Source organism: Oceanisphaera submarina (assembly GCF_046521305.1).
GTDB classification, from domain to species: Bacteria; Pseudomonadota; Gammaproteobacteria; order Enterobacterales; family Aeromonadaceae; genus Oceanimonas; species Oceanimonas submarina.
The window spans coordinates 91342-118139 of the sequence record NZ_JBKGFN010000005.1 but is presented as its reverse complement, the minus strand read 5'-3'; the positions used below and the strand labels follow the sequence as shown (position 1 = coordinate 118139).

Below are 26798 nucleotides of genomic sequence, written 5' to 3'. Positions count from 1 at the left end.
TCATTACTCCGCAACGGGATTAATGATTACCCAAGGCCTTGGGCGCCTGGTCTTCATCAAACTCCGGCAGCGGCTTGTGATGCGATGCGATGAAGGTATAGATCACCGGCAGCACGAACAGGGTAAACAGGGTACCTATGCTCAGGCCCGAGACGATGACGATACCCATGCCGAAACGGGAGACGGCACCGGCACCCACGGCAAACAGCAGCGGGATCAGGCCGGCCACCATGGCCGCGGTGGTCATCAGAATGGCGCGCAGACGAATGCGGGCGGCGACCCGGATGGCGTCGGTTCGGTCCAGTCCGCGATGCAACTGCTCTTCCTTGGCCACCTCACACATCAGAATGCCGTGCTTGGTGATGATGCCCACCAGGGTGATCAGGCCCACCTGAGTGTAGATGTTCATGGTCGCCAGTCCCCAGGCCAACGCGATCAGGGCGCCGGAAATGGCCAGCGGCACCGAGACCATGATCACCAGCGGGTCGCGTACACTCTCGAACTGGGACGCCAGCACCAGGAAGATGATGAACAGCGCCAGCAGGAAGGTCATGTACAGGGCATTGCCCTCGGTCACGAACTGACGGGCGGCACCCAGATAGTCATGGTTGTAGCCGTTGGGCAGCTGGGCGGTCACGTCCTGCTCCAGGAAGCCGATGGCATCGCCCATGGATACGCCCGGCGTCAGCACGGCACCGATGGTGGCCGAGTTCAGCTGGTTGTAGTGAGGCAGGGAGCGGGGCTGGGCTTCCATGGTGATGGACACCAGGTTGGCCAGCGGCACCATGTCGCCATTGTGGGCACGTACATAGTAATCCTTGATGGAGTCCGGGTTGAGCCGGTCCTTGCGGAACACCTGGGGGATCACCTCATAACTGCGGCCGTCCAGATCCACCCGGTTGACATAGCCGTCACTCATCATGGTCGACAGGGTAATGGCGATGTCCTGCATGGTTACGCCATAGGCGCCGGCCTTGTCCCGGTTGACCTTGATTTTCATGGTGCCCGAGTCAAACGCCAGGTCCAGCTCGCTGTAAACAAACAGCGGGCTCTGGCTGACCTTGCCCAGCATCTCGGCCGCCACTGCATAGAGGCTTTCGAAGCTGTTGGGGGTGGTCAGCACATACTGTACCGGCAAACCGCTGGAAGCGCCGGGCAGCTCGGGAAATCCGAAGGCGCTGATGGCCACCGCCGGAATGGCCTGCAGCGGTGGTGTCACGCGTTCGATAACCGCTTGCTGGCTGTCGCGCTGGCTCCAGGGCTTGAGCACAGCCACGGCCAGACCCTGGTTGGCATTGGGCACCCCGGCAATGGTCAGGGAGGTGGCGAGACCATCTTCCTTGTTGAGTACCTCCACCGCCTTGCGCATATTGTTCTCGATATAGTCGAGGTTGGCGGAGTTGGGGGCCTTGGCCATCATCAGGAAGGCGCCCTTGTCTTCACTCGGCGCCAGTTCGCTGGGAATAAAGCCGAACAACACCGGCATGGAACCGAACACCAGCACCGCGAAGGCGATCACCACGGGGCGCTTGGCCAGCACCGCATCCAGCATGCGGGCGTAGCTGGCGGTGAGCTTGTCCAGGGTGTTTTCCACGCCGCGCTCGAAGCGGTTGGGATTATTATGGGGCTTGAGCAGCTTGGAACACATCATCGGCGACAGGGTCAGTGCCACTATGCCGGAGATAAACACGGCCCCGGCCAGGGTCAGGGCAAACTCCTTGAACAGGGAGCCGGTAATACCGCTCATCAGCGCGATGGGCGCATACACAGCGGCCAGAGTGATGGTCATGGTAATGACCGGCACGGCGATTTCCCGGGTGCCGATAATGGCGGCCCGGTAGGGTGACTCGCCGGCCTTGATGTGTCGGTCGACGTTTTCCACTACCACTATGGCGTCATCCACCACCAGCCCGATGGCCAGCACCATGGCCAGCAGCGTCATCAGGTTGATGCTGAAGCCGAAGAAGCTCATCAGAATCGCCACCCCAATCAGTGACAGCGGTATGGTGACGATGGGGATCAGCACGGCGCGTAGCGATCCGAGGAACAGGGTGATGACGATGATAACGATCAGCGAGGCTTCAAGTATGGTTTTGACTACCTCATTGATGGACTCGTTGATGGCGTCGGTGGCGTCGTACAGCAGTTTCATCTTGATGGTGTCGGGCATGTTGCGTTCGAGGCTGGGCAGCATCTTACGCACATTGTCCGCCACGCTCAGCGGGTTGGCGGACGGGGTCGGGTCCACACCTATGATGACCGCCGACTCGCCGTCGGCCAGGGCGCGCACCACGTCGTGGCTCTTTTCCAATGACACCTGGCCGATATCGCGCAGCCGTACCACGGCATCGTCACGGGTGGCTACCACCAGCGACTCCAGCTGTTCGGCACTTTCTATCTGGGTATTGATATCGCTGTTGTACAGCATGAAATAGCCGGTGGCCTGACCGGCTGCGGCCTGGTAGTTGTTGCTCTGCAGTACCGATAGCACCTCGGGAGCGGTCAGTTGATGGGCGGCCATGCGCAGCGGATCCAGCCAGATACGCAGTGCGAACTTGGCACCACCGAACAGGTTGATCTTGGCCACCCCGTCTACCGAATAGAACTGGGGTCGTATGACCCGTTCCAGATAGTCGTTGATCTGGGGGGCGTTCAGCTGCTCACTGCTGAAAGAGATGTACATGATGGAGGTTGAGGCCCCCGTGGTCATCTCCAGACTGGGGTCTTCCGACTCCCGCGGCAGCTGGGAGCGCACCGAGTTGACCCGCGCCAGAATATCCGACAGGGCGGCGTTGGGGTCGGTGTTCAGCTTCATCTGCACCGTGATTTTCGAGCTGCCGTTGCTGCTGCTGGAGCTCATGAAATCGATGTTGTCGGCCTGGGCGATGGCCTGCTCCAGCGGCTGGGTAATAAAGCCCTGGATCAGATCGGCGCTGGCGCCGAAATAACCGGTGCTGACGGTAATGACGGTGTTGGTCATTTCGGGGTATTCACGCACCTGCATTTTCTGCAGGGCCTGTAGTCCCAGCAGCACGATCAGCAGGCTGATCGATACGGCCAGCACCGGCCGTTTGATAAAGATATCGGTAAAACGCATCGAATTCTCCGCTTACAGCTGGGGGGCTGAGTCAGGCGTGGCCAGCGCGTCGTCTTCCACCGGCTTCACATGGCTGCCGTTAGACAGGCGTACCTGGCCCGAGGTCACTATGGTTTCGCCCGGCTGCAGGCCCTCGACCACGCGTGCATACTCGGCTTCCCGCTCGGCAACATCGACAACTCTTTGTCTGGCGACCAGCACGGTTTCACCCTCTTCCTTGCCTTCCACCTGCGCTTCTTCCACTACATATACGGTCTGGCCGTAGAGGGTGAAGTTGATGGCGTGTTGAGGCACCAGGATCTGATCGGTCTGGGTTGGCAGTTGTACATCCAGCTTGGCGAACATGCCGGAACGCAGCTTGCCTTCTTTATTCGGGATGCTGGCCTGAACCTGCACCACGCCCGACTCCGGATTGATCTGGGGTTCGATGGCGGTGATCTCGCCTTCGAACGGGGTGTCGGGGTAGGCATCGACGAAGATGTTCAGCGCCTGGCCGACCTTGATATCGGCGATACGGGTCTGGGGAATGGTAAAGCGAATGCGGAACTGGCTGATGTCTTCCAGTCGCGCGATATCGGTACCGGCATTCAGGTATTGACCGAGAAAGGCGTTGCGGATACCCATGACACCGTCGAAGGGCGCGCGAATGGTGCGTCGTGCTATGGTTGCCTTGAGCGAGTCAACCTGGCCCAGCAGTTCTTGATAGCTGGCCTGGGCTTCGTCCAGCTGGCCCTTGGAGACGGAGCCGCGGGCAAACAGCTGGCGCATCCGCTCCAGATTGGCCTTCACCGCAGGCAACCGGCCCTCGGCGCTGCGCAGGTTGGCTTTTTCCACATCGGCATCCAGCTCCAGAAGAATATCGCCGGTACTCACCTTCTGGCCCGACTCGAAGTGGATCACGCGTACCACGCCCGCCGCTTCGTTACTGACATTGATACCCTGAATGGGCTCGATAAAGCCGATGGCGGCAATACGCGGCGTCCAGTCGCTGGGTGTGATTTCTTCTACCGTTACCGGAAAGCTGGGTATCGGCATGTTGGCGAAGTATTGCCCCATCATTTTTTGCTTGAACAGATTGAAGCCTATGACGCTGCCGAAGATGACAACCACCAGCAACACCATGGACAGTGTCCATTTTTTCATCAGATTACTCCCGCAACTTTTATTAAAATAATTAACGTTTAAGAATGGCATTCCAGCTGGCATCGAGCAGCTGTTGATAAAGGCATTCATCGAGCTCGATACAGCCCTTGGTGCATTTCTGCGACAGCAACATCAGGTTTTCGAGTGCCAGGAAGCCGAGCAGTTCGGCCGGCATGTCTCGAAACAACCCGGCCTCGCGGCCACGCTCAAAAAACTCGAAGACAGGTTTGAAGTAACGCTCGTTTATCTGGTGCTCTTCTTCCCGGTTAAACAGGGGAGAAGCCTCATACTGGATCCGATAGCAGAGGCTGTCCGGATTGTCCTGCAGATAGCGCATGGTGTTGAGCCATAACTGCCGGAACTGTGCGTAGCCCGGATCGTTGGTGTCGACGTTCTGCAGAATGGCATGCGAGACTTCATGCAGCCGTTCTTCATGCACACAACGTAGCAGGGTTTCCTTGTCGGCAAAATAACGATAGATGGTGCCGGTCGCGACGTTGGCGTGTTTGGCCACCAACTGCATCGACATGCCATGAAAACCACAATGGGCGATCAGGGCTTCTGCTGCAGCTAAAATACGTTCGCGTTTGTCGGACATGAGGCTATCGCTTTTTTCAGTATTAGGATGACTTATGAATGAACGTTCATTCATTTTGTGAATTTTAGGTCTTTTCCTCTATAAGTCAATCGTCCGCCGAGGTGTCTCTGACCAGCCTAGCTAAAAAAAACAGCGCTTTGTCGATAAAGTCACCACTCGATGATTTATTGTGAGAAAGTGCTGGACAAGAAAGAGGGTGGGTCTTAGTATTCGCGTCGTCCAAATGTAGAGCGCCCGTAGCTCAGCTGGATAGAGCGCTGCCCTCCGGAGGCAGAGGTCACAGGTTCGAATCCTGTCGGGCGCGCCATCTGGTATTGGACGAAGTATTGAAAATGGTGACCGTAGCTCAGTTGGTAGAGTCCTGGATTGTGATTCCAGTTGTCGCGGGTTCGAGCCCCGTCGGTCACCCCAGTTTCAGGCCAAGGTCTGGAAGCAGTAGAAAATGCGAGGGTGGCGGAATTGGTAGACGCGCTAGCTTCAGGTGTTAGTGTCCTATGGATGTGGGGGTTCAAGTCCCCCCCTTCGCACCACTGCTTCAATAGGTTGTAATTGTTCCTCGATTAGGTACAATTGAAAAATTCGGCGTTTAGCGCAGCTTGGTAGCGCATCTGGTTTGGGACCAGAGGGTCGCAGGTTCGAATCCTGCAACGCCGACCACTTCAAAAAGCCAGCTCTCGTAGCTGGCTTTTTTCTGTCTGGAATAAAAGCCCGGATGTTTTGCTCTTCACGCCTCATACTTCACGCTTCGCCCCTCACTGCAGTCAAACACAAGCAGGACTTGGCAACCGAATAACCATACAATGGCAGCCAAGTCTCTACAGATCATGGTTTATTCATGACCGAAGAAATAAAACACAAAAAACCGAAAACCACTAAATCCAGTAGTGCCACTCAGGTGCAGTCTCTTTCTCGTGCCCTCTTGCTGCTGGAGCGGCTGGCGGCGTCCGATATGGGCATGTCGCTGACCGAAGTGGCCGGCAGCCTGGGGTTGGCGCCTTCCACCGCCCACCGCCTGCTCAACAGCCTGCGCAGCCACGACTTTGTGGATGTGGATGAAACCCAGGGTCTGTGGAGTATTGGTGTACATGCCTTTTCGATCGGTAACGCCTACCTCAAGAAGCGTGATGTCATTGCCCAGTCCCGCCCTTTCATGAAGCGGCTGGTGGCGGAAACGGGAGAAACCTCCAACCTGGCGATACTGGAGCAGGACCGAGTCGTCTATGTAGGGCAGGTGGAATCCCCCCAGACCATGCGCATGGTGGTGTCACTGGGCAGCAGCTCGCCGCTGCACGCCTCCGGCGTGGGCAAGGCCCTGCTATCGGTGATACCGCGGAGCGAGGCAATGGCGTTGATCGGGCAAACCGAAATGACCGCCTTTACCGAGCATACCATTACCGGTTACGAGCAGTTTGAGCAGGAGCTGGGCAAAATCCATCGACAGGGTTATTCGCTGGATGATGAAGAGCAGTTCGAGGGTTTGCGCTGTATCGCCGCCAATATTTATAACGAATACGGTGAAGCGGTCGCCGCCATTTCCATTTCCGGCCCGGCGGTACGGGTAAAACGGGAGCGACTTGCACAGCTCAGCATCCTGGTGATGGACGCCGCCCGGGAAGTCACCCATGCCATTGGCGGTAAGGCACCGAAAGCCTAGCGGCGTGCGGTTGGTGCAGTCTTTACCGCTTGTTTTGCTGTGTCCCTCGTCGGCCAATCCGCACTGCTGCTTCGCATGGCCAACAAAAAAGGCCAGTCCGAAGACTGGCCTTTTTCATTCGCTGACTAAGCTTAGAAGCTCAGCGGACGATCGCCCTGCTCGTCCTTGATCCGGGTCGGCAGACCCATCTCGTTGAGCAGGTTGATGAAGGGACGGTGGGGCAGCTCTTCCACGTTGGCCATCTTCTTCACATCCCACTCGCCGGTGGCGATCAGGATGGCGGCGGCTACAGGCGGCACACCGGCGGTGTAGGAAATGCCCTGGCTGCCCACTTCGGCGTAAGCCTCGGCGTGGTCGGCCACGTTGTAGATGAACACTTCCTTGTCCTTGCCGTCTTTTTTACCCTTGACCTGATCACCGATGCAGGTCTTGCCGGTGTAGTCCGGGGCCAGGGAAGAAGGATCGGGCAGTACGGCCTTGACCACCTTCAGCGGTACCACTTCCAGACCTTCGGCGGTTTTCACCGGCTGTTCGGACAGCAGACCCAGGTTCTTCAGTATGGTGAACACGTTGATATAGTGCTCGCCAAAACCCATCCAGAAGCGCACGTTGGGTACGCCCAGATTCTGGGACAGGGAGTGCACTTCGTCATGACCGGTCATGTAGCTGGTCTGGTTGCCCACCACCGGCAGATCGTCGGTGCGCTTCACTTCGAACATCTGGTTCTGCACCCACTCGCTGTTCTGCCAGGACCAGACACGACCGGTGAACTCGCGGAAGTTGATTTCCGGATCGAAGTTGGTGGCGAAGTAACGACCGTGGCTGCCGGCGTTGATGTCGATGATGTCGATGGAGTCGACGCTGTCGAAGTATTCGTTCACTGCCACGGCGGCGTAGGCGTTGACCACTCCCGGGTCGAAGCCGGCACCCAGAATGGCGGTGATGCCCTTCTCTTCACAGATGGCCTTGCGTTTCCACTCGTAGTTGGCGTACCAGGGCGGATTTTCACAGATCTTGGTCGGGTCTTCGTGAATGGCGGTGTCGAGGTAGGCGGCGCCGGTCTCGATACAGGCCTGCAGCACCGACATATTGATGAAAGCCGATCCGACATTGATCACCAGTTGCGACTGTGTCTTGTCAATCAACGCCTTGGTGGCTTCGATATCGAGCGCATCCAGGGCATGGGCTTGCAATTCACCGGCAGCCTTGAGGCTGCCCTTTTCTCGCACGCTGTCGACGATTTGCTGGCATTTTTCGACAGTACGCGAGGCGATATGGATGTTACCCAGAACATCGTTATGTTGAGCGCACTTGTGTGCGACGACCTGGGATACACCACCGGCACCAATAATCAGAACGTTTTTCTTCATTTTTTTCCTCTGGAGCCTCCTTGGAAAGGCTTTGTTGGGGTTACTCCATGCCTCAGGAGAGGCTGTTTACAAAGTCGTCGAACGTGAACTCCTTGACCAGCGTCACGCTGCCATCAAGCTCACGCACGGCAATGGCGGGCATCTTGACGCCATTGAACCAGTTTTTCTTGACCATGGTATAACCGGCGGCGTCGATGAAGGACAGACGGTCACCGACCTTGAGCTCGCGCTCGAATCTGAATTCACCGAAGATATCGCCGGCCAGGCAGGATTTGCCGCACACCATGTATTCTAGTTCACCCTCGTTGGGCGCCATCTTGGCCGACTCGCGGTAGATCAGCAAATCGAGCATGTGGGCTTCGATGGAGCTGTCTACTATGGCCAGTTGCTTGCCGTTATAGAGGGTGTCGAGCACGGTCACCTCGAGCGAGGTGCTCATGGTGATGGAGGCCTCGCCGGGCTCAAGAAAAACCTGCACACCGTAGCGTGCGGCAAACGCCTTGAGGCGGGCGCAGAACTTGTCCAGCGGATAATCGTCACCGGTAAAGTGAATGCCGCCGCCGAGGCTGACCCAGCCGATTTGGGGTTGTTCCAGCAGGCTGCCGAACTTGTCTTCGATTTCGCCCAGCATCTGGTCGAACAGGGTAAAGTCGCTGTTCTCGCAGTTGTTGTGGATCATGAAGCCGGAAATCCGGTCGATGACGGTGGCTACCTTGTCCGCATCCCATTCGCCCAGACGGCTGAAGGGACGGGAAGGATCGGCGATCAGGAATTCGGAGCTGGATACGCCGGGGTTCAGGCGCAGGCCGCGTGCATGACGGGCGGAGGCGTCGGCAAAACGCTCGAGCTGACCGACAGAGTTGAAAATGATCTTGTCGGAGTGGGCCAGTACTTCCTCTATTTCCTCGTCGGCGTAGGCCACGCTGTAGGCGTGGGTTTCACCGCCAAACTTGAGTTTGCCGAGTTTGACTTCGTTGAGGGAGGACGAGGTGGTGCCGTCCATGTATTGGCTCATCAGATCGAAGACCGACCAGGTGGCAAAACACTTCAGAGCCAGCAATGCCTTGGCACCGGAGTGCTCGCGCACATAGGCGATCTTCTCCATATTGCGCAGCAGCTTGCTTTTGTCGATGAGATAGTACGGCGTCTTTATCACCTGAGTCATACCCTCTTGCTCGGTTTAACCGCCCGGCCGCAGCTCGGGAAATTTAAAGCGCGTGATTATAGTGGAAAGGGGGGGATGCTTCGAGAAAAAAGTGTGTTTTGTGTTGGCAAGGTTCGCCGAATGTGAAGCCGCCCGATACCAAAAGTGAGGCCAGCACGGTGGCTGGCCTCGGATATGAAATGTCTCGCCCGGTGCTATCGTCTTACTTTGGCAGCACCAGAATGGCGCGGAAGTCGTTGACGTTGGTGCGGGTCGGGCCGGTTTCTACCAGGGCGTTCAGCTGATGGAAGAAAGAGTAGCTGTCGTTGTTGGCCAGATAGTCTTCTGCTTTCAGTCCGGCCGCTTCCGCCTGGGCGAACAGCTCGGGAGTGATCATGGCGCCGGCGTTGTCTTCCACGCCGTCGATGCCGTCGGTGTCGGCCGCCAGGGCGTAAATGCCGGCCTGACCTTTCAGTTCGTTGAACAGGCTCAGGGTGAATTCGCTGTTGCGTCCGCCGCGGCCGTTGCCCTTGATGGTCACCGTGGTTTCACCGCCGGACAAAATCACGCAGGGCGCCGGAATCGGCTGGCCACACTTCTGGATCTGTTTGGCGATGGCGGCGTGAACCTTGGCCACTTCGCGTGACTCGCCTTCGATGCAGTCACCCAGTACCAGCGGGGTAATATTGAGCTCGCGAGCCTTGGCGGCGGCGGCGTCCAGCGCATCCTGCGGGGTGGCAATCATGTGGAACTCTGCCTTGCTCAGGCGCTCGTCGCCGGGCTTGACGGTTTCGGACTCCGGATTCTGCAACCAGCTGCGTACGTGCTCGCCCACTTCGATGCCGTAGCTGTCGAGGATGGACAGGGCCTGAGCGGAAGTGGTTGGGTCCGCCACCGTGGGGCCGGAGGCGATCACGGTCGGTTCGTCGCCGGGTACATCGGAGATGCCGAGGGCAATCAAACGGGCCGGGTAGGTCGCCGCAGCCAGGCGGCCACCCTTGATGCCGGACAGATGCTTGCGCACGCAGTTCATTTCATCGATGGCGGCGCCGGACTTGAGCAGTGCCTTGTTGATGGACTGCTTGTCGGACAGGGTCATGCCCGGCGCCGGCAGGCTCAGCAACGAGGAACCGCCGCCGGACAGCAGGCAGATAACCAGATCGTCCTCGCCGAGGGCGGAGACCAGCTCCAGCATGCGGCGACCGACGCGCTCACCGGCATCGTCCGGTACCGGGTGGGCGGCTTCGATGATTTCGATGCGCTCACACGGTGCACCGTGATCGTAGCGGGTCACGACCATACCGGACAGTTCGCCTTCCCAGATGGCGTCCAGTTCGGCGGCCATGGATGCGGCGGCTTTGCCGGCACCGATGACAACGGCTTTTTGACGAGTATTCTTGGGCAGGTATTCGGCCAGGTTACCCTTGGGCAGGGCGGCGGCAACGGCGCTGTTGAATAACTGCTGTAACAACTCCTTGGGGTGGATATCCATTGCAAATACTCCTGAAAAAACAGCTGTCTTTGTTTAATGCTGATGTAATAGGTGGGGCAGCACAACCGGCAGTCAGGATCTAACACAAAGCCCCCTGAGTGAAAGTCTGCGCTTGCCGATGCCTGCCCCGATTCAGACCGGTTCGCGACTGAAGCCTAAACGTCGCGAACCGGTAACAGGCTTACTCGCCCCGAATGTTGTGGTTGGCCAGGTGTTCCAGCGCCTTGACCATACCAGAGTGATCCCAACCGGCACCGCCCAGCGCGTTACAGGTATTGAACAGTTCCTGAGCACCGGCGGTGTTGGGCAGAGATACACCCAGTTCGCGCGCGCCGGTCAGAGCCAGGTTCAGATCTTTCTGGTGCAATGCAATACGGAAGCCCGGGTCGAAGGTGCCCTTGACCATACGCTCGCCGTGTACTTCCAGGATCTTGGAAGAAGCAAAACCGCCCATCAGTGCTTCACGCACCTTGGCAGGATCGGCACCGGCCTTGGAGGCGAATACCAGAGCTTCGGCAACGGCTTCGATGTTCAGCGCTACGATGATCTGGTTGGCAACCTTGGTGGTCTGGCCGTCGCCGTTACCACCGACCAGGGTGATGTTCTTGCCCATGGCGTCGAACAGCGGCTTGATCTTGTCGAACACGGACTGCTCGCCACCAACCATGATGGTCAGAGTGGCGTTGATGGCACCCACTTCACCACCGGATACCGGAGCATCCAGGAAGTCGGCGCCGGTTTCGTTCACACGCTTGGCGATTTCTTTGGTGGCGATCGGCGAGATGGAAGACATGTCGACCACGATCTTGCCGGCGGCCAGGCCTTCGGCAACGCCGTTGGCACCGAACAGTACTTCTTCAACCTGAGGAGTGTTGGGCACCATGGTGATGATGACTTCTGCTTCCTGAGCAACGGCAGCCGGAGTGGCCAGCGCAATGCCGTTGTCACCCAGCAGATCGGCCGGAGCCTTGTTGTAATGCTCGGAGAAATACAGGGTATGACCCGCTTTTTGCAAGTTCTGCGCCATGGGCTTGCCCATGATACCGGTACCGATAAAACCAATTTTCATGTTCTTTTCCTCTTGTCTTGCGGCGCCGGCAATACCGACGCCAGGAGAAATTAGATATTCGAGACTCAGACTACGCCGTGGGTCTTCAACCAGCCCAGACCTTCTTCGGTGGTGGTGGCCGGTTTGTATTCGGCGCCTACCCAACCTTCATAACCAACCTTGTCCAGGAAGGCGAAGATGTTGTGGTAGTTCAGCTCGCCTGTGCCCGGCTCGTGACGACCCGGGTTGTCGGCCAGCTGAATGTGGTTGATGATGCCGAGGTTCTTCTCGATGGTCGGGATGATGTCCCCTTCCATGATCTGCATATGGTAGATGTCATACTGGAAGGCCAGGTTGTCGGAACCGACTTTCTCGATGATATCCAGCGCCTGACGGCTGTTGTTCAGGAAGAAGCCGGGGATGTCACGGGTGTTGATCGCTTCGGCAATCAGCTTGATGCCCGCGGCTTCCAGCTTGTCGGCAGCAAACTTCAGGTTGGCAACGAAGGTCGCTTCGGCGTCGTCATAAGACACGCCGACAGGCTGAATACCGGCCAGGCAGTTGATCTGGGTGTTGCCCAGTACCTTGGCGTAGGCAATGGCCTTGTCGACACCGGCCTTGAATTCTTCTACCCGATCCGGGTGACAGGCGATACCGCGCTCACCAGCGTTCCAGTCACCGGCAGGCAGGTTGAACAGCACCTGGGTCAGGTCGTTGGTATCCAGCCTGGCCTTGATCTCTTCCGCAGAGAAGTCATAGGGAAACAGGTATTCAACACCCTTGAAGCCGGCTTTGGCGGCGGCGTCGAAACGATCCAGAAAGTCGACTTCGGTAAACAGCATCGACAGGTTGGCAGCTAATTTCGGCATTGCGATGTCCTTTGTTCAGTTGGGGGCAAGAACAAACCCGGCCTGGGCGGCCGGGCTTTATATCACTATCAGTCGAGCAGGGAGATGGCGGTCGGTGCATCGGCACCCTTTTCGGCCAGTTCTTCAAACTCGTTGATGGCGTCGATTTCAACACCCATGGAGATGTTGGTTACGCGCTCGAGGATAACTTCAACCACTACCGGTACCGAGAATTCGGCCATCAGTTTCTTGGCTTCTTCCAGGGCAGGAGCAATTTCTTCCGGCTTGAATACGCGGATGGCCTTACAACCCAGACCTTCAACTACGGCCTTGTGGTCAACACCGTACTCGCCCAGCTCCGGCGCGTTGATGTTTTCGAACGACAGCTGAACACAGAAGTCCATGTCGAAGCCACGCTGTGCCTGACGGATCAACCCCAGGTAGGAGTTGTTGACCAGTACATGGATGTACGGCAGTTTGAACTGGGCGCCAACGGCCAGTTCTTCGATCATGAACTGGAAGTCGTAGTCGCCTGACAGGGCAACAACCTGGCGGCCGGGTTCTGCAGCAACCACACCCAGAGCGGCAGGAATGGTCCAACCCAGGGGGCCGGCCTGGCCACAGTTGATCCAGTTACGTGCCTTGTACACGTGCAGGAACTGGGCGGCGGCGATTTGAGACAGACCTATGGTGGACACATAGGTGGTGTCGCGACCGAAGGCCTTGTTCATTTCTTCGTAAACACGCTGCGGCTTGACCGGGGTGTTTTCGTAGTGGGTCTTGCGCTGCAGGGTGCGCTTGCGCTCCTGACACTCGGCAACCCAGGCGCTGCGATCTTTCAGCTTGCCTGCGGCTTTCCATTCCTTGGCAACTTCCAGGAACAGATCCAGAGCGGCGCCGGCGTCGGATACGATGCCCAGATCCGGACCGAATACACGACCAATCTGAGTCGGCTCTATGTCTACGTGGACGAACTTGCGGCCCTTGGTGTAAACGTCAACGGAACCGGTGTGACGGTTGGCCCAACGGTTACCGATGCCCAGTACGAAATCGGAAGCCAGTACGTTGGCGTTACCGTAGCGGTGTGAAGTCTGCAGACCACACATACCCGCCATCAGCTCGTGATCGTCGGGAATGGTACCCCAGCCCATCAGCGTCGGGATAACGGGTACGTTAACCAGCTCGGCAAACTCGGTCAGCTGGGCATCGGCGTTGGCGTTGATAACACCACCACCGGAAACCAGCAGCGGCTTGTCGGCTTCGTTCAGCATGGTCAGCGCTTTTTCTACCTGAATGCGAGTCGCGGCCGGCTTGTAGGGCGTCATCGGCTGGTAGGCTTCGGCATCGAATTCGATTTCGGCCATCTGTACGTCGAACGGCATGTCGATCAGCACGGGACCGGGACGGCCGGAGCGCATGATGTGGAATGCCTGCTGGAAGGTACCTGGCAGCTGAGCCGGCTCCATTACAGTGACGGCCCACTTACATACCGGCTTGGCGATAGACTCGATGTCTACGGCCTGGAAGTCTTCCTTGTGCATACGAGCACGCGGCGCCTGGCCGGTGATGCACAGAATGGGAATAGAGTCGGCAGAAGCGGAGTACAGGCCGGTGATCATGTCGGTGCCGGCAGGGCCGGAAGTACCGATACACAGACCGATGTTGCCCGGGTTGGCTCGGGTATAGCCTTCGGCCATGTGAGACGCGCCTTCAACGTGGCGGGCCAGTACGTGGTCGATAGTGCCCAGGCCACGCAGTGCTGCGTAGAAGGGGTTGATCGCGGCGCCGGGAACGCCAAAGGCTTTAGTTACACCTTCCAGCTCAAGGATTTTGGCGACTGCCTCGATTGCTTTCATTTTAGCCATAATCGGTATCCATTCATCTGAGGTGCTCTCGGCACCGTTGTTGGTTGTCCATGATATGCGGCACGTAGTTCCGCCTGGTGAGGGCGGTTAACAACCACGTAACCCTTAGCTTGATGATACAAAAAAAACTGTGACGATCAACATGTTTTTGGAAATGATTTTTACAATATGGAAATTGTTGGAACGGATTTTCCTGTTATCGCACCTGGTTACCAGGTAGTTATTTTTTGTTTTTAAAGGAGTTTATTGCTGAGCCACCGATATCTGAACACAATGGAGCCCAAGTTCTATCTGCGGCCGCGTGGCCATAATAAGCCGGGAGTGAAAATGCCACCGGCGCACGGGTGGTAACAATAATATTACCAAACAAACATCTGGTACAGTTTTGATTACAGCTGTGTGAACAATTTCTTTGTTATTTGCTGTAATCATGGTCATGCCAATCTTGTGCAATGCCACAGAAAGCCGTGAGCCAAGCTTTTTCAGTCTAGTCTGCTTTTGGCGGCTTGTGCGCGCCAGGTGCTGACAAGCGATGTTTGCCGGCCGTCATCATGTTGCAACTTAATCGAATGGATAGATTCGTCTGACTGGTCTAGCCTGTCGAAACCCCCTGTCATGCTGCGGTCATCTGTCACGGTGATACTCTGGCGTTGTCAGTGGAATTGACAGGGTACTTGCGTTAATTTTGCGGCGCACAAAAAAGATCTTGTAAAACATTTTTGTGCGGTGCAGTATTGGTGATGTGCGCCGAGGCCAAGAAAGTGGAGTGATGATGTTTTTCTTGCTGGCGTACCGGGCCTAGAGCCACCCCATTCTTCAGGAGATAAATAATGTCATTGTTCGATTTTGAAAAACTGCAAAACATCCAGCAAACCAACCTGAACCTGGTACAGGGTCTGACCAACAACCTGGTTGCCAGCGCTACCAAGCTGGGTAAGTTGCAGCAGGATTCAGTGGCCGAACTGGGTGCCGCTCAGTTTGATTATGCCGGCAAGCTGCTGGCGGTACGTGACATCAAGGATCTGTGTGAGCTGCAAAGCGCTTTCTTCAGCCCCACCGCCATTCTGGATCGTCACCTGGCCTTCAATCGCGAAGTACTGGCCCTGCTGACCGATAGCCAGCAGCAGCTTGGTCAGTTTACCGAGCAGCAGATTGCCGCCGGCAGCCAGCAGTTAAATGAAGTGATTGAGCAACTGGCCGGCAATGCCCCCGCTGGTAGCGAATCTGCGGTTGCTGCGCTGAAGACGGCGGTAAACAGTGCCAACGAAGCCTATGATCAGGCACAAAAAGCGGCCAAAGAAGCCGCCGAGATCACCGACAAGGCGGTCAAACAGGCAGCAGAGCAGTCCGAAAAGGCCGCCAAACAGGTAGCAGAAGCTGCCGAGAAAGGAATTAGCGCCGCGACCAATGCCGCCGCGCAGCACGCAAGCAATGCCAACAACAATGCGAAAAACGCACGTGGTTCAGCCAAAGCCAACTAAGTAACGATAACGATAAATAACAGCGGTTATCTCGTTCAAGACGATAAGAACTATTCCTTATCGTCTTTTTTTTCGTCTTTTTTACCTGTATCGCCCTTGTTGTCGCTGCTGTTGAAGCCGCCGAACAGACCAAACATGTTCTGGGTGTTGAGATAGAGGCTGCGGGATTGCTCCACGTACTGACGCATCATGTCCTGCATCATGGGCACCTGGCTGTGCATGAACTCGGTCCAGGCCTGTGACGACTGGGTGCCGGTTTGGGTCTGGATGTCGATCACCGACTGAATGCTTTCTTCCAGGTAGCTGCCAAGCACCCCTTGAAAGGGCCCGTAGAAACGGATGATATTTTTCAGCATGTCGCTGGAAAATATCGGATCGCCGTCGCTTTCCGCTTCCTGAATGATCTGCAGCAGAATACTGCGGGTGATGTCGTCGCCGCTTTTGGCGTCTATCACCTGAAAGGGTTCTTCTTCCTGCACCAGCCGACGAATATCGACCAGGGTGACGTGGCTGCTGGTGTGGCTGTCGTACAGGCGTCGGTTGGGGTACTTCTTGATGATGCGGATACTGTCCTGTGATTTTGACATGCGACACTGATTCTCGGCGGGCTGGTTTAATGGGCAGTGTATCCCAATCCCCGACAGCTCTCAATTTGGGGGCGGAGGCAGGCAGTGTATTCCTGAGTTTCCCGGCAGCTCTCAATTTGGGGGCGGAGGCAGGCAGTGTATTCCTGAGTTTCCCGGCAGCTTTCAATTTGGGGGCGGAGGCAGGCAGTGTATTCCTGAGTTTCCCGGCAGCGCTCAATTTGGGGGCTGATGGTTATATCAGTCTCGAACAAAGAGTCGGCTCCATCGATCCGCGTCAAGCACACCCCTGTGACGCTCAGCACATGACATCTGACCGTGCAGGGATGGCGGGAATGCCAACATATGGCAGGAGTACTTGTTGGCACTGAATCGGGCTGCACCATCTGTTATTATTTGTGCCGGTTATTTTCCCGATACAGACAGGACATCAGATGCAAGTTGCAGACAACACCGTAGTACAGTTCAACTACACCCTGAAAAGTGAAGACGGCCAGGTACTGGACACCAACGTCGGCAACACGCCGCTGGCCTATTTGCATGGCCATAACGGCATGATGGAAGGCCTGGAAAAAGCGCTGACCGGTAAAGAAGAAGGCGAAAGCTTCAGCGTCACCCTGACCCCGGAAGAAGGTTACGGCGAGCGCAGAGACGACATGATCCAGCGTGTACCGGTCAAGCATCTGCAGGGTGCGAAGAAGTGGAAAGCGGGCATGATGGCCACGGTGCACACCGAGCAGGGCGAGCGTCAGGTGACGGTAGCCAAGGTTGGCAAGTTTATGGCCGACGTGGATATGAACCACCCCTTGGCCGGTTTAACGCTGAATTTTGATCTGGAAGTGGTCAGCGTACGTGCCGCCACCGAAGAAGAACTGGCCCACGGCCACGCCCACGGTGAAGGTGGTCACCACCACTAAAACCAGCTTTAAGCCGTAAGCGGTAAGAAAAAATCTAAACAAAAAGGCCGAGCTGTTGCTCGGCCTTTTTGTTGGCTGCGGCATACGCCTGGGCTACTCGGCAAACTGTTTGGGCTGAACCAGTCTCAGATAGTCTTTCACGGACAGGCTGAACAGCTCACGGTAGCTGCCGGCACTGAAGACGATCTCTTCCTGATGTGCGAATTCGTTGTCGATATACACCGGCATTTCATACAGGTTACCGAAGGGGGGCAGGGCACCGACGTCGCAGTCGGGAAATGTCTCGCGAAAGTCGTTCTCGTGCAGAAAGGCCACCTCCTGCGCCGACAGCGCCTGGGCCAGGCTGTCGGGATGGACTCTCTTGGGCGCGGGCACCACTATCATGGTCATCTGACCATCCAGCGACATCATCACCACCTTGGCCATCACCCTGCCCGGCACATGGGCAACCTCGGCCACATCCTGTGCGGTAAACGCCGGAGAGTGGGTAATGATCCGATATTTGACCCCCTGTTGATCCAGGTATTGCTGTAATCGTTGGGCCGGCATAACAAATCCTCCTCGACAGATGCTGAGTGCGGTTGAAGTATAGGCCACGAGGAGGACGCCGGTGGTGTAGCAAAAAAGCCTGATGGCGTACTGAGAGCCAGCTGGGTAACCTCTTCGATACGCTTCAAGCAGGTTCCCTGTGACGCTCACACATGCCATCTGACCGCCAGGGATGGCGGGAATGCCAACATGGCAGGATTATTTGTTGGCCATGGTATGTGATGGTCGGCTGAGGTGATCCCAGCTGCCTCTCTCATCGGCATGGAGCCATTGGTTATAAAAGCAAACCAAAAGGCCGAGCAATGGCTCGGCCTTTTTCATTATATATCAACTTCTTACCTCATGGTGACGAATTCTTCGGCGCCGGTCGGGTGTATGGCCACGCAGGCGTCGAAGTCGGCCTTGGTCGCGCCCATTTTCACCGCGACGGCGAAGCCTTGCAGAATTTCATCCATGCCGAAGCCGATGCCGTGAATGCCCACCACCTTCTCATCCTCGCCCACACACACCAGCTTCATCTTGCAGGGCTGGCGGTGGCTGGTGACGGCGGTGTACATGGCGGTAAAGGACGAAGTGTATACCTGCACCTGGTCGTCGCCGTGCTTCTCGCGGGCTTCGGGCTCGGTCAGCCCCAGGGTACCGATGGGCGGATGGCTGAAGACCACGGTCGGGATCAGGTCATAGTCCATCTTGGCGTCGGGCTTGTTGTTGAACAGCCGTTCGGACAGCTGGCGACCGGCCTTTACCGCTACCGGGGTCAACTCTACATAGCCGATGTTGTCACCCACGGCATACACGCCTTTGGCGCTGGTGTTCTGGAACTCGTCCACCTTGATGTAGCCACGCTCATCCACCGTTACGCCGGCGGCGCCGAGATTCAGACCCTGGGTCAGCGGACGACGGCCGATGGCCCAGATCAGGCAGTCGACTTCGAGTTGCTCACCGTTCTCCAGGTTCAGCAGCAGGCTGCCATCGGCCTGTTTTTCTACGCTCTTGGGCACGGAATGGGTGTGCAGTTGCGGGCCTTCGGTGTTCATCACCTCGACCAGGGTGTCGGTGAGCAGCGGATCGAAGTTACGCAACGGGGCGTGTTTGCGCACCAGCAGGTGGGTTTCCGATCCCAGGGCGTTCATCACCCCGGCCAGCTCCACGGCGATGTAGCCGGCACCGACTACGGCAACGCGCCTGGGTTGCTCGTTCAGCTCGAAGAAGCCGTTGGAGTCGATGCCGTGCTCGGCACCGGGAATGTGCGGCACTATGGGCTCGCCACCGGTGGCGATCAAAATGTGATCGGCGGTGACTTCTTCGCCGTTCACCTCTATGGTGTGGGCGTCCTTGAAACGGCCGAAGCCCTTGAGCACGGTGATCTTGTTGTTGCCCAGCACCCGATCGTAAGACTGGTGAATGCGACCGATATAGGCCTGACGGCTCTCGACCAGCCTGGCCCAGTCGTGGCCTTTGAGCTCGACATCGAAGCCGTAATCGGCGGCATAAAGTTTGACCGCATCGGCAATCTGGGCGCCGTGCCACATCACTTTCTTGGGCACACAGCCCACGTTGACGCAGGTGCCGCCCAGGTCTTTGGCTTCAATCAAGGCTACTTTTTTACCGTGCATGGCGGCACGGTTGGCGGAGGCGATACCGCCGCTGCCGCCGCCGATGGCGATATAGTCGAAATGCTGTGCCATATGTCTGCTCCCTGGATGAGTGGGTTCGATTAATGCTGTCGGCCGATTGTACACCAAGTTTCATCACGGGAGGCGGTCACTTAATAGCCGGTTCGATGCCCGATAGGGCGCTGAATGCATGAAAAGCTTGAACATTGTCGCCACTATCACCATGTTAGGGGTATTCCCTCGATTGCCTGTTGGCAAATCGACGGCCAAAACGATAAAGAGGTACAGGACATGACGAATCCGCTACTGACCATGGACGGCCTGCCGCCGTTCAGCCAGATCAAACCGGAACAGGTAAAGCCGGCGGTAGAACACGCCATTGCCGACTGCAAGAAGCGGGTCGAAACCGTGCTGGCCTGCGGCGAAGATTTCACCTGGGACAACCTGGTAGCGCCGCTGGAAGAGGTGAATGATCGCCTCGGTCGCATCTGGTCACCGGTCAGCCACCTCAACAGCGTGCTGAACAGCGACGAACTGCGCCAGGCTTATGAGTCCTGTCTGCCGCTGCTGTCCGAATATCACACCTGGATGGGCCAGCACGAGGGCCTGTTCGAGGCTTATCAGAGCCTGGCGGAGCGGGACAGCTTCAAGAAACTGAGTCTGGCCCAGCAAAAAGAAGTCAATAACACCCTGCGTGACTTTCGCCTGTCCGGTATCGCGCTGGAAGCGTCACAAAAACAACGCTTTGGCGCCATCAAGTCCCGGCTGTCGGATCTGGCATCCAGCTTCTCCAACCGGGTGCTGGATGCCACCCAGGCCTGGACCAGGCAGATTACCGATAAAAACCAGCTGGCCGGTCTGCCAGAGTCGGCGCTGGCGGCGGCCAGGGCTCAGGCCGAGGCCCGCGAGCTGGATGGCTGGCTTTTCACCCTGGACATTCCCTCTTATCTGCCGGTGATGATGTATGCGGACGATGCCGCCCTGCGTGAAGAGCTGTATCGAGCCTACTGCACCCGGGCGTCGGATCAGGGCCCCAATTCCGGCGAGTTCGACAACACCGCCATCATCGAGGAAACCCTGGCGCTGAAGCAGGAGCTGGCTACCCTGCTGGGTTATGAAAATTATGCCCAGCTCTCTCTGACCACTAAGATGGCCGAAAACGAACAGCAGGTGCTGGACTTCCTCGACCAACTGGCCGAGCGTTCTTATCCCCAGGGTCAGGCCGAGCTGGCCGAGCTGGCCGACTTTGCCCGTGAGCATCATGGCGTAGAGCAGCTTGACGCCTGGGACGTCACCTATTACGGCGAAAAGCTCAAGCAGCATAAATACACCATTTCGGACGAAGAGCTGCGGCCCTACTTCCCCGCGCACAAGGTCATACAGGGCCTGTTCGAAACCGTGAAACGGCTGTTCGGCATCAAGGTAGTAGAGCGTTTCGGGGTGGAAGAGTGGCATCCGGACGTGCGCTTCTTCGACATTTTCGGTGACGACGGCGAGCTGCGCGGCAGCTTCTATCTGGACCTGTACGCCCGCGCCAACAAACGCGGCGGCGCCTGGATGGACGACTGTATCGGCCGGCGCTATCGGGAAGACGGCAGCCTGCAAAAGCCGGTGGCCTACCTTACCTGCAACTTCAACGGCCCGGTGGGCGACACCCCGGCGCTCTTTACCCACAACGAAGTCGAGACCCTGTTCCACGAATTTGGTCACGGCATTCACCACATGCTGACCAAGGTGGACGTGGCCGGGGTGGCCGGCATCAACGGTGTGCCCTGGGATGCGGTGGAACTGCCCAGTCAGTTCCTGGAAAACTGGTGCTGGCAGCCCGAGGCGCTGGCCTTTATTTCCGGTCATCATGAAACCGGTGAACCGCTGCCGGCGGATTTGCTGGAAAGAATGCTGGCGGCGCGCAACTTCCACTCGGCGCTGATGATGCTGCGGCAGCTGGAATTTGCCCTGTTCGATTTTCGCCTGCACATGGCGGCCGACGGCAGTCAGCCGGGCCGGGTGCAGCAAATTCTGAACCAGGTACGCGAGACCGTATCGGTACTGCCGCCGCCGGCGTTCAATCGCTTTCAGCACAGCTTTGCCCATATTTTTGCCGGTGGCTATGCGGCGGGTTACTACAGCTACAAGTGGGCCGAGGTGCTGTCGAGCGATGCCTTCTCCCGTTTCGAGGAAGAAGGGATCTTCTCGGCCAAGACCGGACGCGACTTCCTGCATGCCATTCTGGAGCAGGGGGGGTCCAAGGAGCCGATGGAGCTGTTCAAGCAGTTCCGCGGTCGGGAACCGAAAATCGATGCCCTGTTGCGACACTCAGGGATCAGCGCCTGAAACCGAACCTGAGAAACGAAGTGGCTACGGCCGCCTTTTCTACAGATGCCTCCCCGGATCCAACGACCGGGGAGGCATCGTTGTATCCGATGCCGGCCCGGTTGTTTGAACGGGCCCCGGTCGATGTTGTGACCGGCTTGCCCGGCAGAAGCTGTTTTATTCATCGCCTGGAAAGCCATTGTCAGCGGCGGGACCCCTTTGTGCTGATGGTGCTCGATCTGAATCATTTTCAGATGATCAACAATGCGATGAATCACAGGGTGGGTGACCAGGTATTGCGTGAGGTGGCCGTGAAGCTGCAGGGCCGGCTGCGTGAACAGGATTTCATTGCCCGTATCGGCAGTGATGAGTTTGCCCTGCTGGTGCCGGGCATAGCGCTGCCTCGCCAGGCCCGCATTTTTGGCCAGCACTTGCTGAATGCGCTCCGACGGCCGTTGTATTTGTCGTCTCAGCGCCTGTATGTGGGGGCGACTCTGGGCATCGCCCTGTGGTCAGGCACAGTGGCAGATGGGGAAACCCTGCAACAGCAGGCAGAAATGGCGTTGTTTGAGGCCAAGCAGAAGAAGCTGCCGCTGGCCTTGTACGATGGTCGCTTTACGCACTGCCAAAACCGCCGTTTATTGCTACGACATGAGCTGGTGGAGGCCATCAAGAATGATGGTCTGAGCCTGCATTATCAGCCTATCGTCGATACCGTCAGCGGCGGGATCACCAAGCTGGAAGCGCTGGTGCGCTGGCGGCATTCTTCACTGGGCCCTATTTCACCGGCGGAATTTGTACCGATGGCGGAGGAGTGCGGCATGGTACAGGCGCTGGGTGACTGGGTGCTGAAGCGGGCCTGTGCCGACCTGTGTCGGCTGCAACGGGCCGGCTATCGGCTGGAGATGGCGGTGAATCGTTCCAGCCTGGAGTTTCAGAGTCTGGGGCTGGACGGCGGCGAATGGCTGTCGGTGATCGAGCAGCATGGGCTCTCGGCCCGGCATATTATTTTCGAGATCACCGAAACGCTGTTCATGCAGGGTAGCGAACAGCACCTGGCGCGGATTCAGGCGTTGCGCCAGGCCGGTTGCCGCATCGCCATCGATGATTTTGGTACCGGCTATTCGTCGCTCAATTACCTGCGCGCCTTTCCTATCGATCTGGTCAAAATCGACAAGAGCTTTATCGACCACCTGCCCGGCAATCACAGGGATGCGCTGCTGCTGGAAGGTATTTTGCGTATTATCGGCGAGCTGGGCATGTCGGTGGTGATAGAAGGGGTGGAAAGCCGGGCTCAGGCCGAGTATCTTGCGGCCCTGCCCTGTGACTACCTGCAGGGCTATCTGATTGCCAGGCCGCTGGCGCTTCGTGAACTGTTACCTTTTTTGGAATCCTATGCCGGACATTCAGTACCCGCTGCAGATTGAACTGGAAGACGCCAGCCTGATCGGCGAGGCCGAGCGACTGACGCTGGCCATGCAGGGGGTAAGTGCCGCCGCACCTTTCGCCCTGGTGCTGACCGAAGGGCGGTTGGAGCTGCGTAAACTGGACGAGCCGAAACTGGGCGGTGTGTATGTGGATCTGGCGGAAGGGGCAGTGGCGCACCGGCGCAAGTTTGGTGGCGGCCGTGGTCAGAGCATCGCCAGAGCCGTGGGGCTCAAGCACGGTCACACGCCGACCGTGGTGGACGGCACCGCCGGTCTGGGCCGAGATGCCTTCGTGCTGGCCTCGCTGGGTTGCGAGGTGACCCTGTGCGAGCGCCATCCGGTGGTACACGCCTTGCTGGCCGACGGCCTGCGCCGGGCGGCGCAGGATCCGGATATCGGTGACTGGATTGGCGAACGGCTGCGGTTGTTGTCCTTCGGCCAGACTCTGGCGGACATAGAGCGGCAGCCGGATGTGGTGTACCTGGACCCCATGTTTCCGCACAAGAAGAAGGCGGCGCTGGTCAAGAAAGAGATGCGGGTGTTCCATTCGCTGGTCGGCCCGGACGAAGACGCCGACGCCCTGCTGCCACTGGCGCTGCAACTGGCCCGGGCGCGGGTGGTGGTGAAGCGGCCCGGCTATGCGGGTTTTCTCGACGAGGTCAAACCCTCGGCCCAGATAGAGACCAAGAACAACCGTTTCGACCTCTATATCAAGCAGGCGCTGTAAACCGGACCGTGCGCATTCCTTTCGTTGAATTATGCTGATTTCATGAGCAGCTATACCAAAGGAAGATGCAATGACGAAACACAAGGCACCCCTGGTAAAGGCGTTTCTTAATCCGGACAGCGAAACCTTCAGTTATGTGGTGTATGACCGGTTGGGTGGGCAGGCGGTGGTGATCGATCCCGTGCTGGGCTTCGACTATGCCTCCGGTCGCACCCGTACCGAGTCGGCGCAGCGGCTGCTGGACTTTGTGCATGAGCAGCGACTGATCGTGCCCTGGATTCTGGAAACCCACGTCCACGCGGACCATCTGTCGGCGGCGTCCTTTTTGCGGCAGCGGCTGGGAGGAAAGACTGCCATCGGCGAGCGGATCACCGAAGTACAGGCCATTTTCCGCGACGTATTCGAGCTGGAGCCCGAATTTCTGTCCGACGGCAGTCAGTTCGATCGCCTGCTTGCCGACGGCGACATCCTGGAGGTCGGTGAGCTGCATATCCGGGTGATGCATACTCCCGGCCATACGCCGGTGGATATGACCTACCTGATTAACGAGCAGGCGGCGTTTGTGGGGGATACCCTCTTCATGCCCGATGTGGGCACGGCCCGCTGCGACTTTCCCGGTGGCAGCGCGAGCCGGCTCTATCAATCTGTTCAATGCCTGCTGGCGCTGCCGGAAAGCACCGACATTCATGTCTGTCATGACTACCCCAAGGCCGGCCGGGAGCACCGCCATGGCACCACCGTGGCCGAGCAGCGTCGGCACAACATTCATGTGCGCGATGGCATAGATGAGGCGAGTTTTGTCCGGATGCGGCATGAGCGGGACGACACCCTGAGCATGCCCCGGCTGCTTCTGCCGGCCATTCAGGTCAATATCCGTGCCGGGAAGATGCCGCCGGCGGACGAGCAGGGCAAGGTGTTCCTGAAACTCCCTGTCAATCGACTGTAGTGGTTCAGGTTTGCTGCAGCAGTTCGGTGATGGTGTTGGCCTGACCGCGGATGCGCTGCACCACCTGACCGGCCCGTTCCGATACCTGGGTGGACTGCTGCTTGAGATCGTCCATCAACCCCATGAAGCGCCCCAGCTCTTCTGCCTGACTGTCTGCGTGGCCGGCCCCCTGCTCGGCCATCGAGGTAGTGGCCTGGGAAGTCGTTCTTACCTGCTCTGTCAAGGCCATCAGGGTCTGGGCCTGGTCATGCTGGGCAGCGGCGGCTTCCATCATCTTGCTGATGGTCTGGTTGAGTTCGTCGCTGGCCAGCCGCAGTCGTTCCATGATGTTGCCGATTTCGGTGAGTGAGCCCTGGGTGTTGCCGGACAGCTTGCGTACTTCGTCGGCGACCACCGCAAAGCCGCGGCCCTGTTCGCCGGCCCGGGCCGCTTCGATGGCAGCGTTGAGCGCCAGCAGATTGGTTTGCTCGGCAATCTGCTGGATCACACCGATAATGGTGGCGGCATCGTCTACCGAGCGGGTCAGGCTGGTCAGTGCCTGCCGGCCGGTGAGGGCGGCGGCCTGACTTTGACCGGCGGTGTGCACCAACTGCTCTACCTGTTCCCTGCTGACGCCCATCGCCTGTAGGTTATCGCGGGCGGTGAGGGCGATATCGTCCGTGGCCTGGCGCATCTGTTGAGCCAGATGATTCAGCTCGTTGACCATGTCGACGCCGCCGTTCATGGTCTGATCGGTGCAATGGGCGTGATTCTGAATATCCAGTACCTCTTCGACCATGTGCTCCAGCGCCCGGGATACATGCAGCAGCTGCTCGGCCCGGTTCTGCTGTTGCCGTTGCAGTCGATCGAGCAGGCCATTGAAGCTGGTGGCAATCTGTCCGAGTTCGCTGTGGGGGTGGGTCACGGGCAGGGGGGCGAGCTGGCCGTCTTGCAGTAGCTGGCGAAAAGCGTTGCGCAGCTGAATGAGGCGGCGCACCACCAGCTGACGCTGAAACAGGTAGCTGAGCAGGGCAAAGAACAGCAAGGCGACACAGAGACCCAGCAGTGTCAGGGTCAGCTGGCGGTAGCCTTGCTGACGGCCGATTTCCTGTTGCAGTACCAGTTGGTCCAGTTGCTGTTCTATGTCGGCCAGACCGGCGGTGAGTGCCGTGGCAGCCTGAGACCCTAGAGCCAGGTTTTCGTTGGTGTTGGCGAGTTCCTTGGGGTAACGGTTAAGCAGGCTGAGCACTTCCCGCCTGGGGGCCTCGCCCTGTTCGACCGGTTTGGGTTTGCGCAGGGCGAACTCGTCGGCTTCTGGTGTCCGGTAGATGCCGAGCAGTGGCAGCGCCTCGAGTTGTGCCCCCAGTTTTGCCAGTTCGGTCAGTTGGAAGTCGAGTGCCGCTTTCAGCTGCGGTGTGCCGTTCGCGATGTAACTCTGGCGCAGATGGCTCAGACGGGGCAGGGCGGCCAGCATTTCGGCGGCAAGCGACTGGTAACGGTCGGCCAGGGGATGGTCGGTGTCGGCATAACGTGCCAGGGCCTTGAGCTGGTCGGCCAGCTCCTGCTCGGCATGCTGCAGCAGGTGCTGGCTGTTGCCGGAAAGCTTGCCCGCCGCGCGAAAATCGTTGGTTAATTGTTGGTACAGGCGATTCACGGCCGCCTGGGCTGGCGCGGTGCCGGGATAGCTGGCCAGGGTAGTGGCCATGGTTTGCAGCAGCTGTTCGGCTGCGGTCAGCTGGCTGGTATCGCCCCGGGTCAGATAGGCGGAAATGGTGCGATACAAGTCGATGTTGGCATCACGGCGCAGCTGCTCCAGCCCGGACCTGCTCTGTTCGCCCTGCTGCAGACGCTGATCTCCCACATAGAAGGCTCCGGCCAGCGCCAGTGCCAGTGCGATCAGCAATAACGATGACAATAACGAAAACAGCGACACTTTCATCAACCAGACCCCAATACGTCCTTATATTCGTGGTCGGCAGATTAAGACAATTTCGTGACCC

The 26798-nt window shown here is 58.0% G+C and carries 19 protein-coding genes, 4 tRNA genes and 2 pseudogenes; 12 read left to right on the top strand and 13 right to left on the bottom strand.

Annotated elements, in window-relative coordinates:
* Positions 1-19: 19 nt before the first annotated feature.
* Genes ACLEIV_RS07095 through ACLEIV_RS07085 form a run of 3 tightly spaced genes read right to left on the bottom strand, consistent with a single transcriptional unit; the run spans position 20 to position 4838 of the window.
* Positions 20-3097: a multidrug efflux RND transporter permease subunit gene (locus ACLEIV_RS07095; RefSeq protein WP_410455945.1), complete on the bottom strand. Its 3078-nt coding sequence runs from the start codon at positions 3095-3097 to the stop codon at positions 20-22.
* A 12-nt stretch (positions 3098-3109) separates the two neighbouring features.
* Entirely contained in the window at positions 3110-4240 is a 1131-nt protein-coding gene (locus tag ACLEIV_RS07090; RefSeq protein WP_410455944.1) for an efflux RND transporter periplasmic adaptor subunit, read from the bottom strand.
* A gap of 31 nt (positions 4241-4271) precedes the next feature.
* The gene (locus tag ACLEIV_RS07085) at positions 4272-4838 is read right to left on the bottom strand and encodes a TetR/AcrR family transcriptional regulator (RefSeq protein WP_410455943.1); all 567 of its coding nucleotides are present in this window, start codon (positions 4836-4838) and stop codon (positions 4272-4274) included.
* A 230-nt stretch (positions 4839-5068) separates the two neighbouring features.
* On the opposite strand from ACLEIV_RS07085, the gene ACLEIV_RS07080 reads away from it, so the two are divergent.
* From ACLEIV_RS07080 to ACLEIV_RS07060, 5 genes are all read left to right on the top strand, one after another.
* A tRNA-Arg gene (locus tag ACLEIV_RS07080) sits at positions 5069-5145 on the top strand.
* A gap of 28 nt (positions 5146-5173) precedes the next feature.
* Positions 5174-5249: transfer RNA gene (locus tag ACLEIV_RS07075), tRNA-His, on the top strand.
* A 33-nt stretch (positions 5250-5282) separates the two neighbouring features.
* Positions 5283-5368: transfer RNA gene (locus tag ACLEIV_RS07070), tRNA-Leu, on the top strand.
* Between the two features lie 50 nt (positions 5369-5418).
* Positions 5419-5495, top strand: a tRNA-Pro gene (locus ACLEIV_RS07065).
* 178 nt (positions 5496-5673) lie between these two features.
* Complete coding sequence (locus ACLEIV_RS07060) at positions 5674-6492, top strand: IclR family transcriptional regulator (protein WP_410455942.1); 819 nt, start codon at positions 5674-5676, stop codon at positions 6490-6492.
* Positions 6493-6623: 131 nt separating this feature from the next.
* Here ACLEIV_RS07060 and ACLEIV_RS07055 read toward each other — a convergent pair whose 3' ends face one another.
* The 6 genes from ACLEIV_RS07055 to gcl all read right to left on the bottom strand — a co-directional run bounded on the left by ACLEIV_RS07055 (position 6624) and on the right by gcl (position 14259).
* Positions 6624-7862 (bottom strand): saccharopine dehydrogenase family protein, encoded by a 1239-nt coding sequence (locus tag ACLEIV_RS07055; RefSeq protein WP_410455941.1) that lies wholly within the window; start codon positions 7860-7862, stop codon positions 6624-6626.
* Between the two features lie 52 nt (positions 7863-7914).
* Positions 7915-9027, bottom strand: coding sequence for a carboxynorspermidine decarboxylase (locus tag ACLEIV_RS07050; protein WP_410455940.1), 1113 nt, complete (start codon positions 9025-9027; stop codon positions 7915-7917).
* Positions 9028-9229: 202 nt separating this feature from the next.
* Positions 9230-10498 (bottom strand): glycerate kinase type-2 family protein, encoded by a 1269-nt coding sequence (locus ACLEIV_RS07045; protein ID WP_410455939.1) that lies wholly within the window; start codon positions 10496-10498, stop codon positions 9230-9232.
* A 181-nt stretch (positions 10499-10679) separates the two neighbouring features.
* A complete protein-coding gene (locus ACLEIV_RS07040; protein WP_477529385.1) occupies positions 10680-11711 on the bottom strand; it encodes a 2-hydroxy-3-oxopropionate reductase in 1032 nt (343 codons plus the stop codon).
* Entirely contained in the window at positions 11633-12415 is a 783-nt protein-coding gene (gene hyi / locus ACLEIV_RS07035) for a hydroxypyruvate isomerase (protein WP_410455938.1), read from the bottom strand. The genes ACLEIV_RS07040 and hyi overlap by 79 nt, the downstream gene beginning before the upstream one ends.
* 68 nt (positions 12416-12483) lie before the next feature.
* Positions 12484-14259 (bottom strand): glyoxylate carboligase, encoded by a 1776-nt coding sequence (gene gcl / locus ACLEIV_RS07030; RefSeq protein ID WP_410455937.1) that lies wholly within the window; start codon positions 14257-14259, stop codon positions 12484-12486.
* An 830-nt stretch (positions 14260-15089) separates the two neighbouring features.
* Between gcl and phaP the strand changes: the two genes are divergently transcribed.
* Complete coding sequence (gene phaP, locus ACLEIV_RS07025; protein ID WP_410455936.1) at positions 15090-15740, top strand: TIGR01841 family phasin; 651 nt, start codon at positions 15090-15092, stop codon at positions 15738-15740.
* A gap of 50 nt (positions 15741-15790) precedes the next feature.
* On the opposite strand, the gene phaR is transcribed toward phaP, so the two are convergent.
* Positions 15791-16327, bottom strand: coding sequence for a polyhydroxyalkanoate synthesis repressor PhaR (phaR, locus tag ACLEIV_RS07020; RefSeq protein ID WP_410455935.1), 537 nt, complete (start codon positions 16325-16327; stop codon positions 15791-15793).
* A gap of 431 nt (positions 16328-16758) precedes the next feature.
* Between phaR and ACLEIV_RS16875 the strand changes: the two are divergent.
* Together ACLEIV_RS16875 and ACLEIV_RS16870 are read left to right on the top strand one after the other, a co-directional pair.
* Positions 16759-16965 (top strand): annotated as a pseudogene (locus ACLEIV_RS16875) (FKBP-type peptidyl-prolyl cis-trans isomerase); the annotation flags it as partial.
* A gap of 111 nt (positions 16966-17076) precedes the next feature.
* Positions 17077-17238: pseudogene (locus tag ACLEIV_RS16870) on the top strand (FKBP-type peptidyl-prolyl cis-trans isomerase); the annotation flags it as partial.
* Between the two features lie 96 nt (positions 17239-17334).
* On the opposite strand, the gene ACLEIV_RS07010 reads toward ACLEIV_RS16870, so the two are convergent.
* Positions 17335-17790, bottom strand: coding sequence for an aminoacyl-tRNA deacylase (locus ACLEIV_RS07010; protein ID WP_410455933.1), 456 nt, complete (start codon positions 17788-17790; stop codon positions 17335-17337).
* A 335-nt stretch (positions 17791-18125) separates the two neighbouring features.
* Entirely contained in the window at positions 18126-19478 is a 1353-nt protein-coding gene (gene gorA / locus ACLEIV_RS07005) for a glutathione-disulfide reductase (protein WP_410455932.1), read from the bottom strand.
* 219 nt (positions 19479-19697) lie between these two features.
* Between gorA and prlC the strand changes: the two genes are divergently transcribed.
* The 4 genes from prlC (at position 19698) to ACLEIV_RS06985 (ending at position 24819) form a co-directional block, all read left to right on the top strand.
* On the top strand, positions 19698-21740 hold the full coding sequence (gene prlC / locus ACLEIV_RS07000; RefSeq protein ID WP_410455931.1) for an oligopeptidase A: 2043 nt from the start codon (positions 19698-19700) through the stop codon (positions 21738-21740).
* 89 nt (positions 21741-21829) lie between these two features.
* Entirely contained in the window at positions 21830-23146 is a 1317-nt protein-coding gene (locus tag ACLEIV_RS06995) for a putative bifunctional diguanylate cyclase/phosphodiesterase (RefSeq protein ID WP_410456034.1), read from the top strand.
* Complete coding sequence (locus tag ACLEIV_RS06990; protein ID WP_410455930.1) at positions 23115-23873, top strand: class I SAM-dependent methyltransferase; 759 nt, start codon at positions 23115-23117, stop codon at positions 23871-23873. Before ACLEIV_RS06995 ends, ACLEIV_RS06990 begins: the two co-directional genes overlap by 32 nt.
* A gap of 70 nt (positions 23874-23943) precedes the next feature.
* Positions 23944-24819, top strand: coding sequence for an MBL fold metallo-hydrolase (locus tag ACLEIV_RS06985; RefSeq protein WP_410455929.1), 876 nt, complete (start codon positions 23944-23946; stop codon positions 24817-24819).
* Positions 24820-24823: 4 nt separating this feature from the next.
* Here ACLEIV_RS06985 and ACLEIV_RS06980 read toward each other — a convergent pair whose 3' ends face one another.
* Complete coding sequence (locus ACLEIV_RS06980) at positions 24824-26737, bottom strand: methyl-accepting chemotaxis protein (protein WP_410455928.1); 1914 nt, start codon at positions 26735-26737, stop codon at positions 24824-24826.
* Positions 26738-26798: the final 61 nt, after the last annotated feature.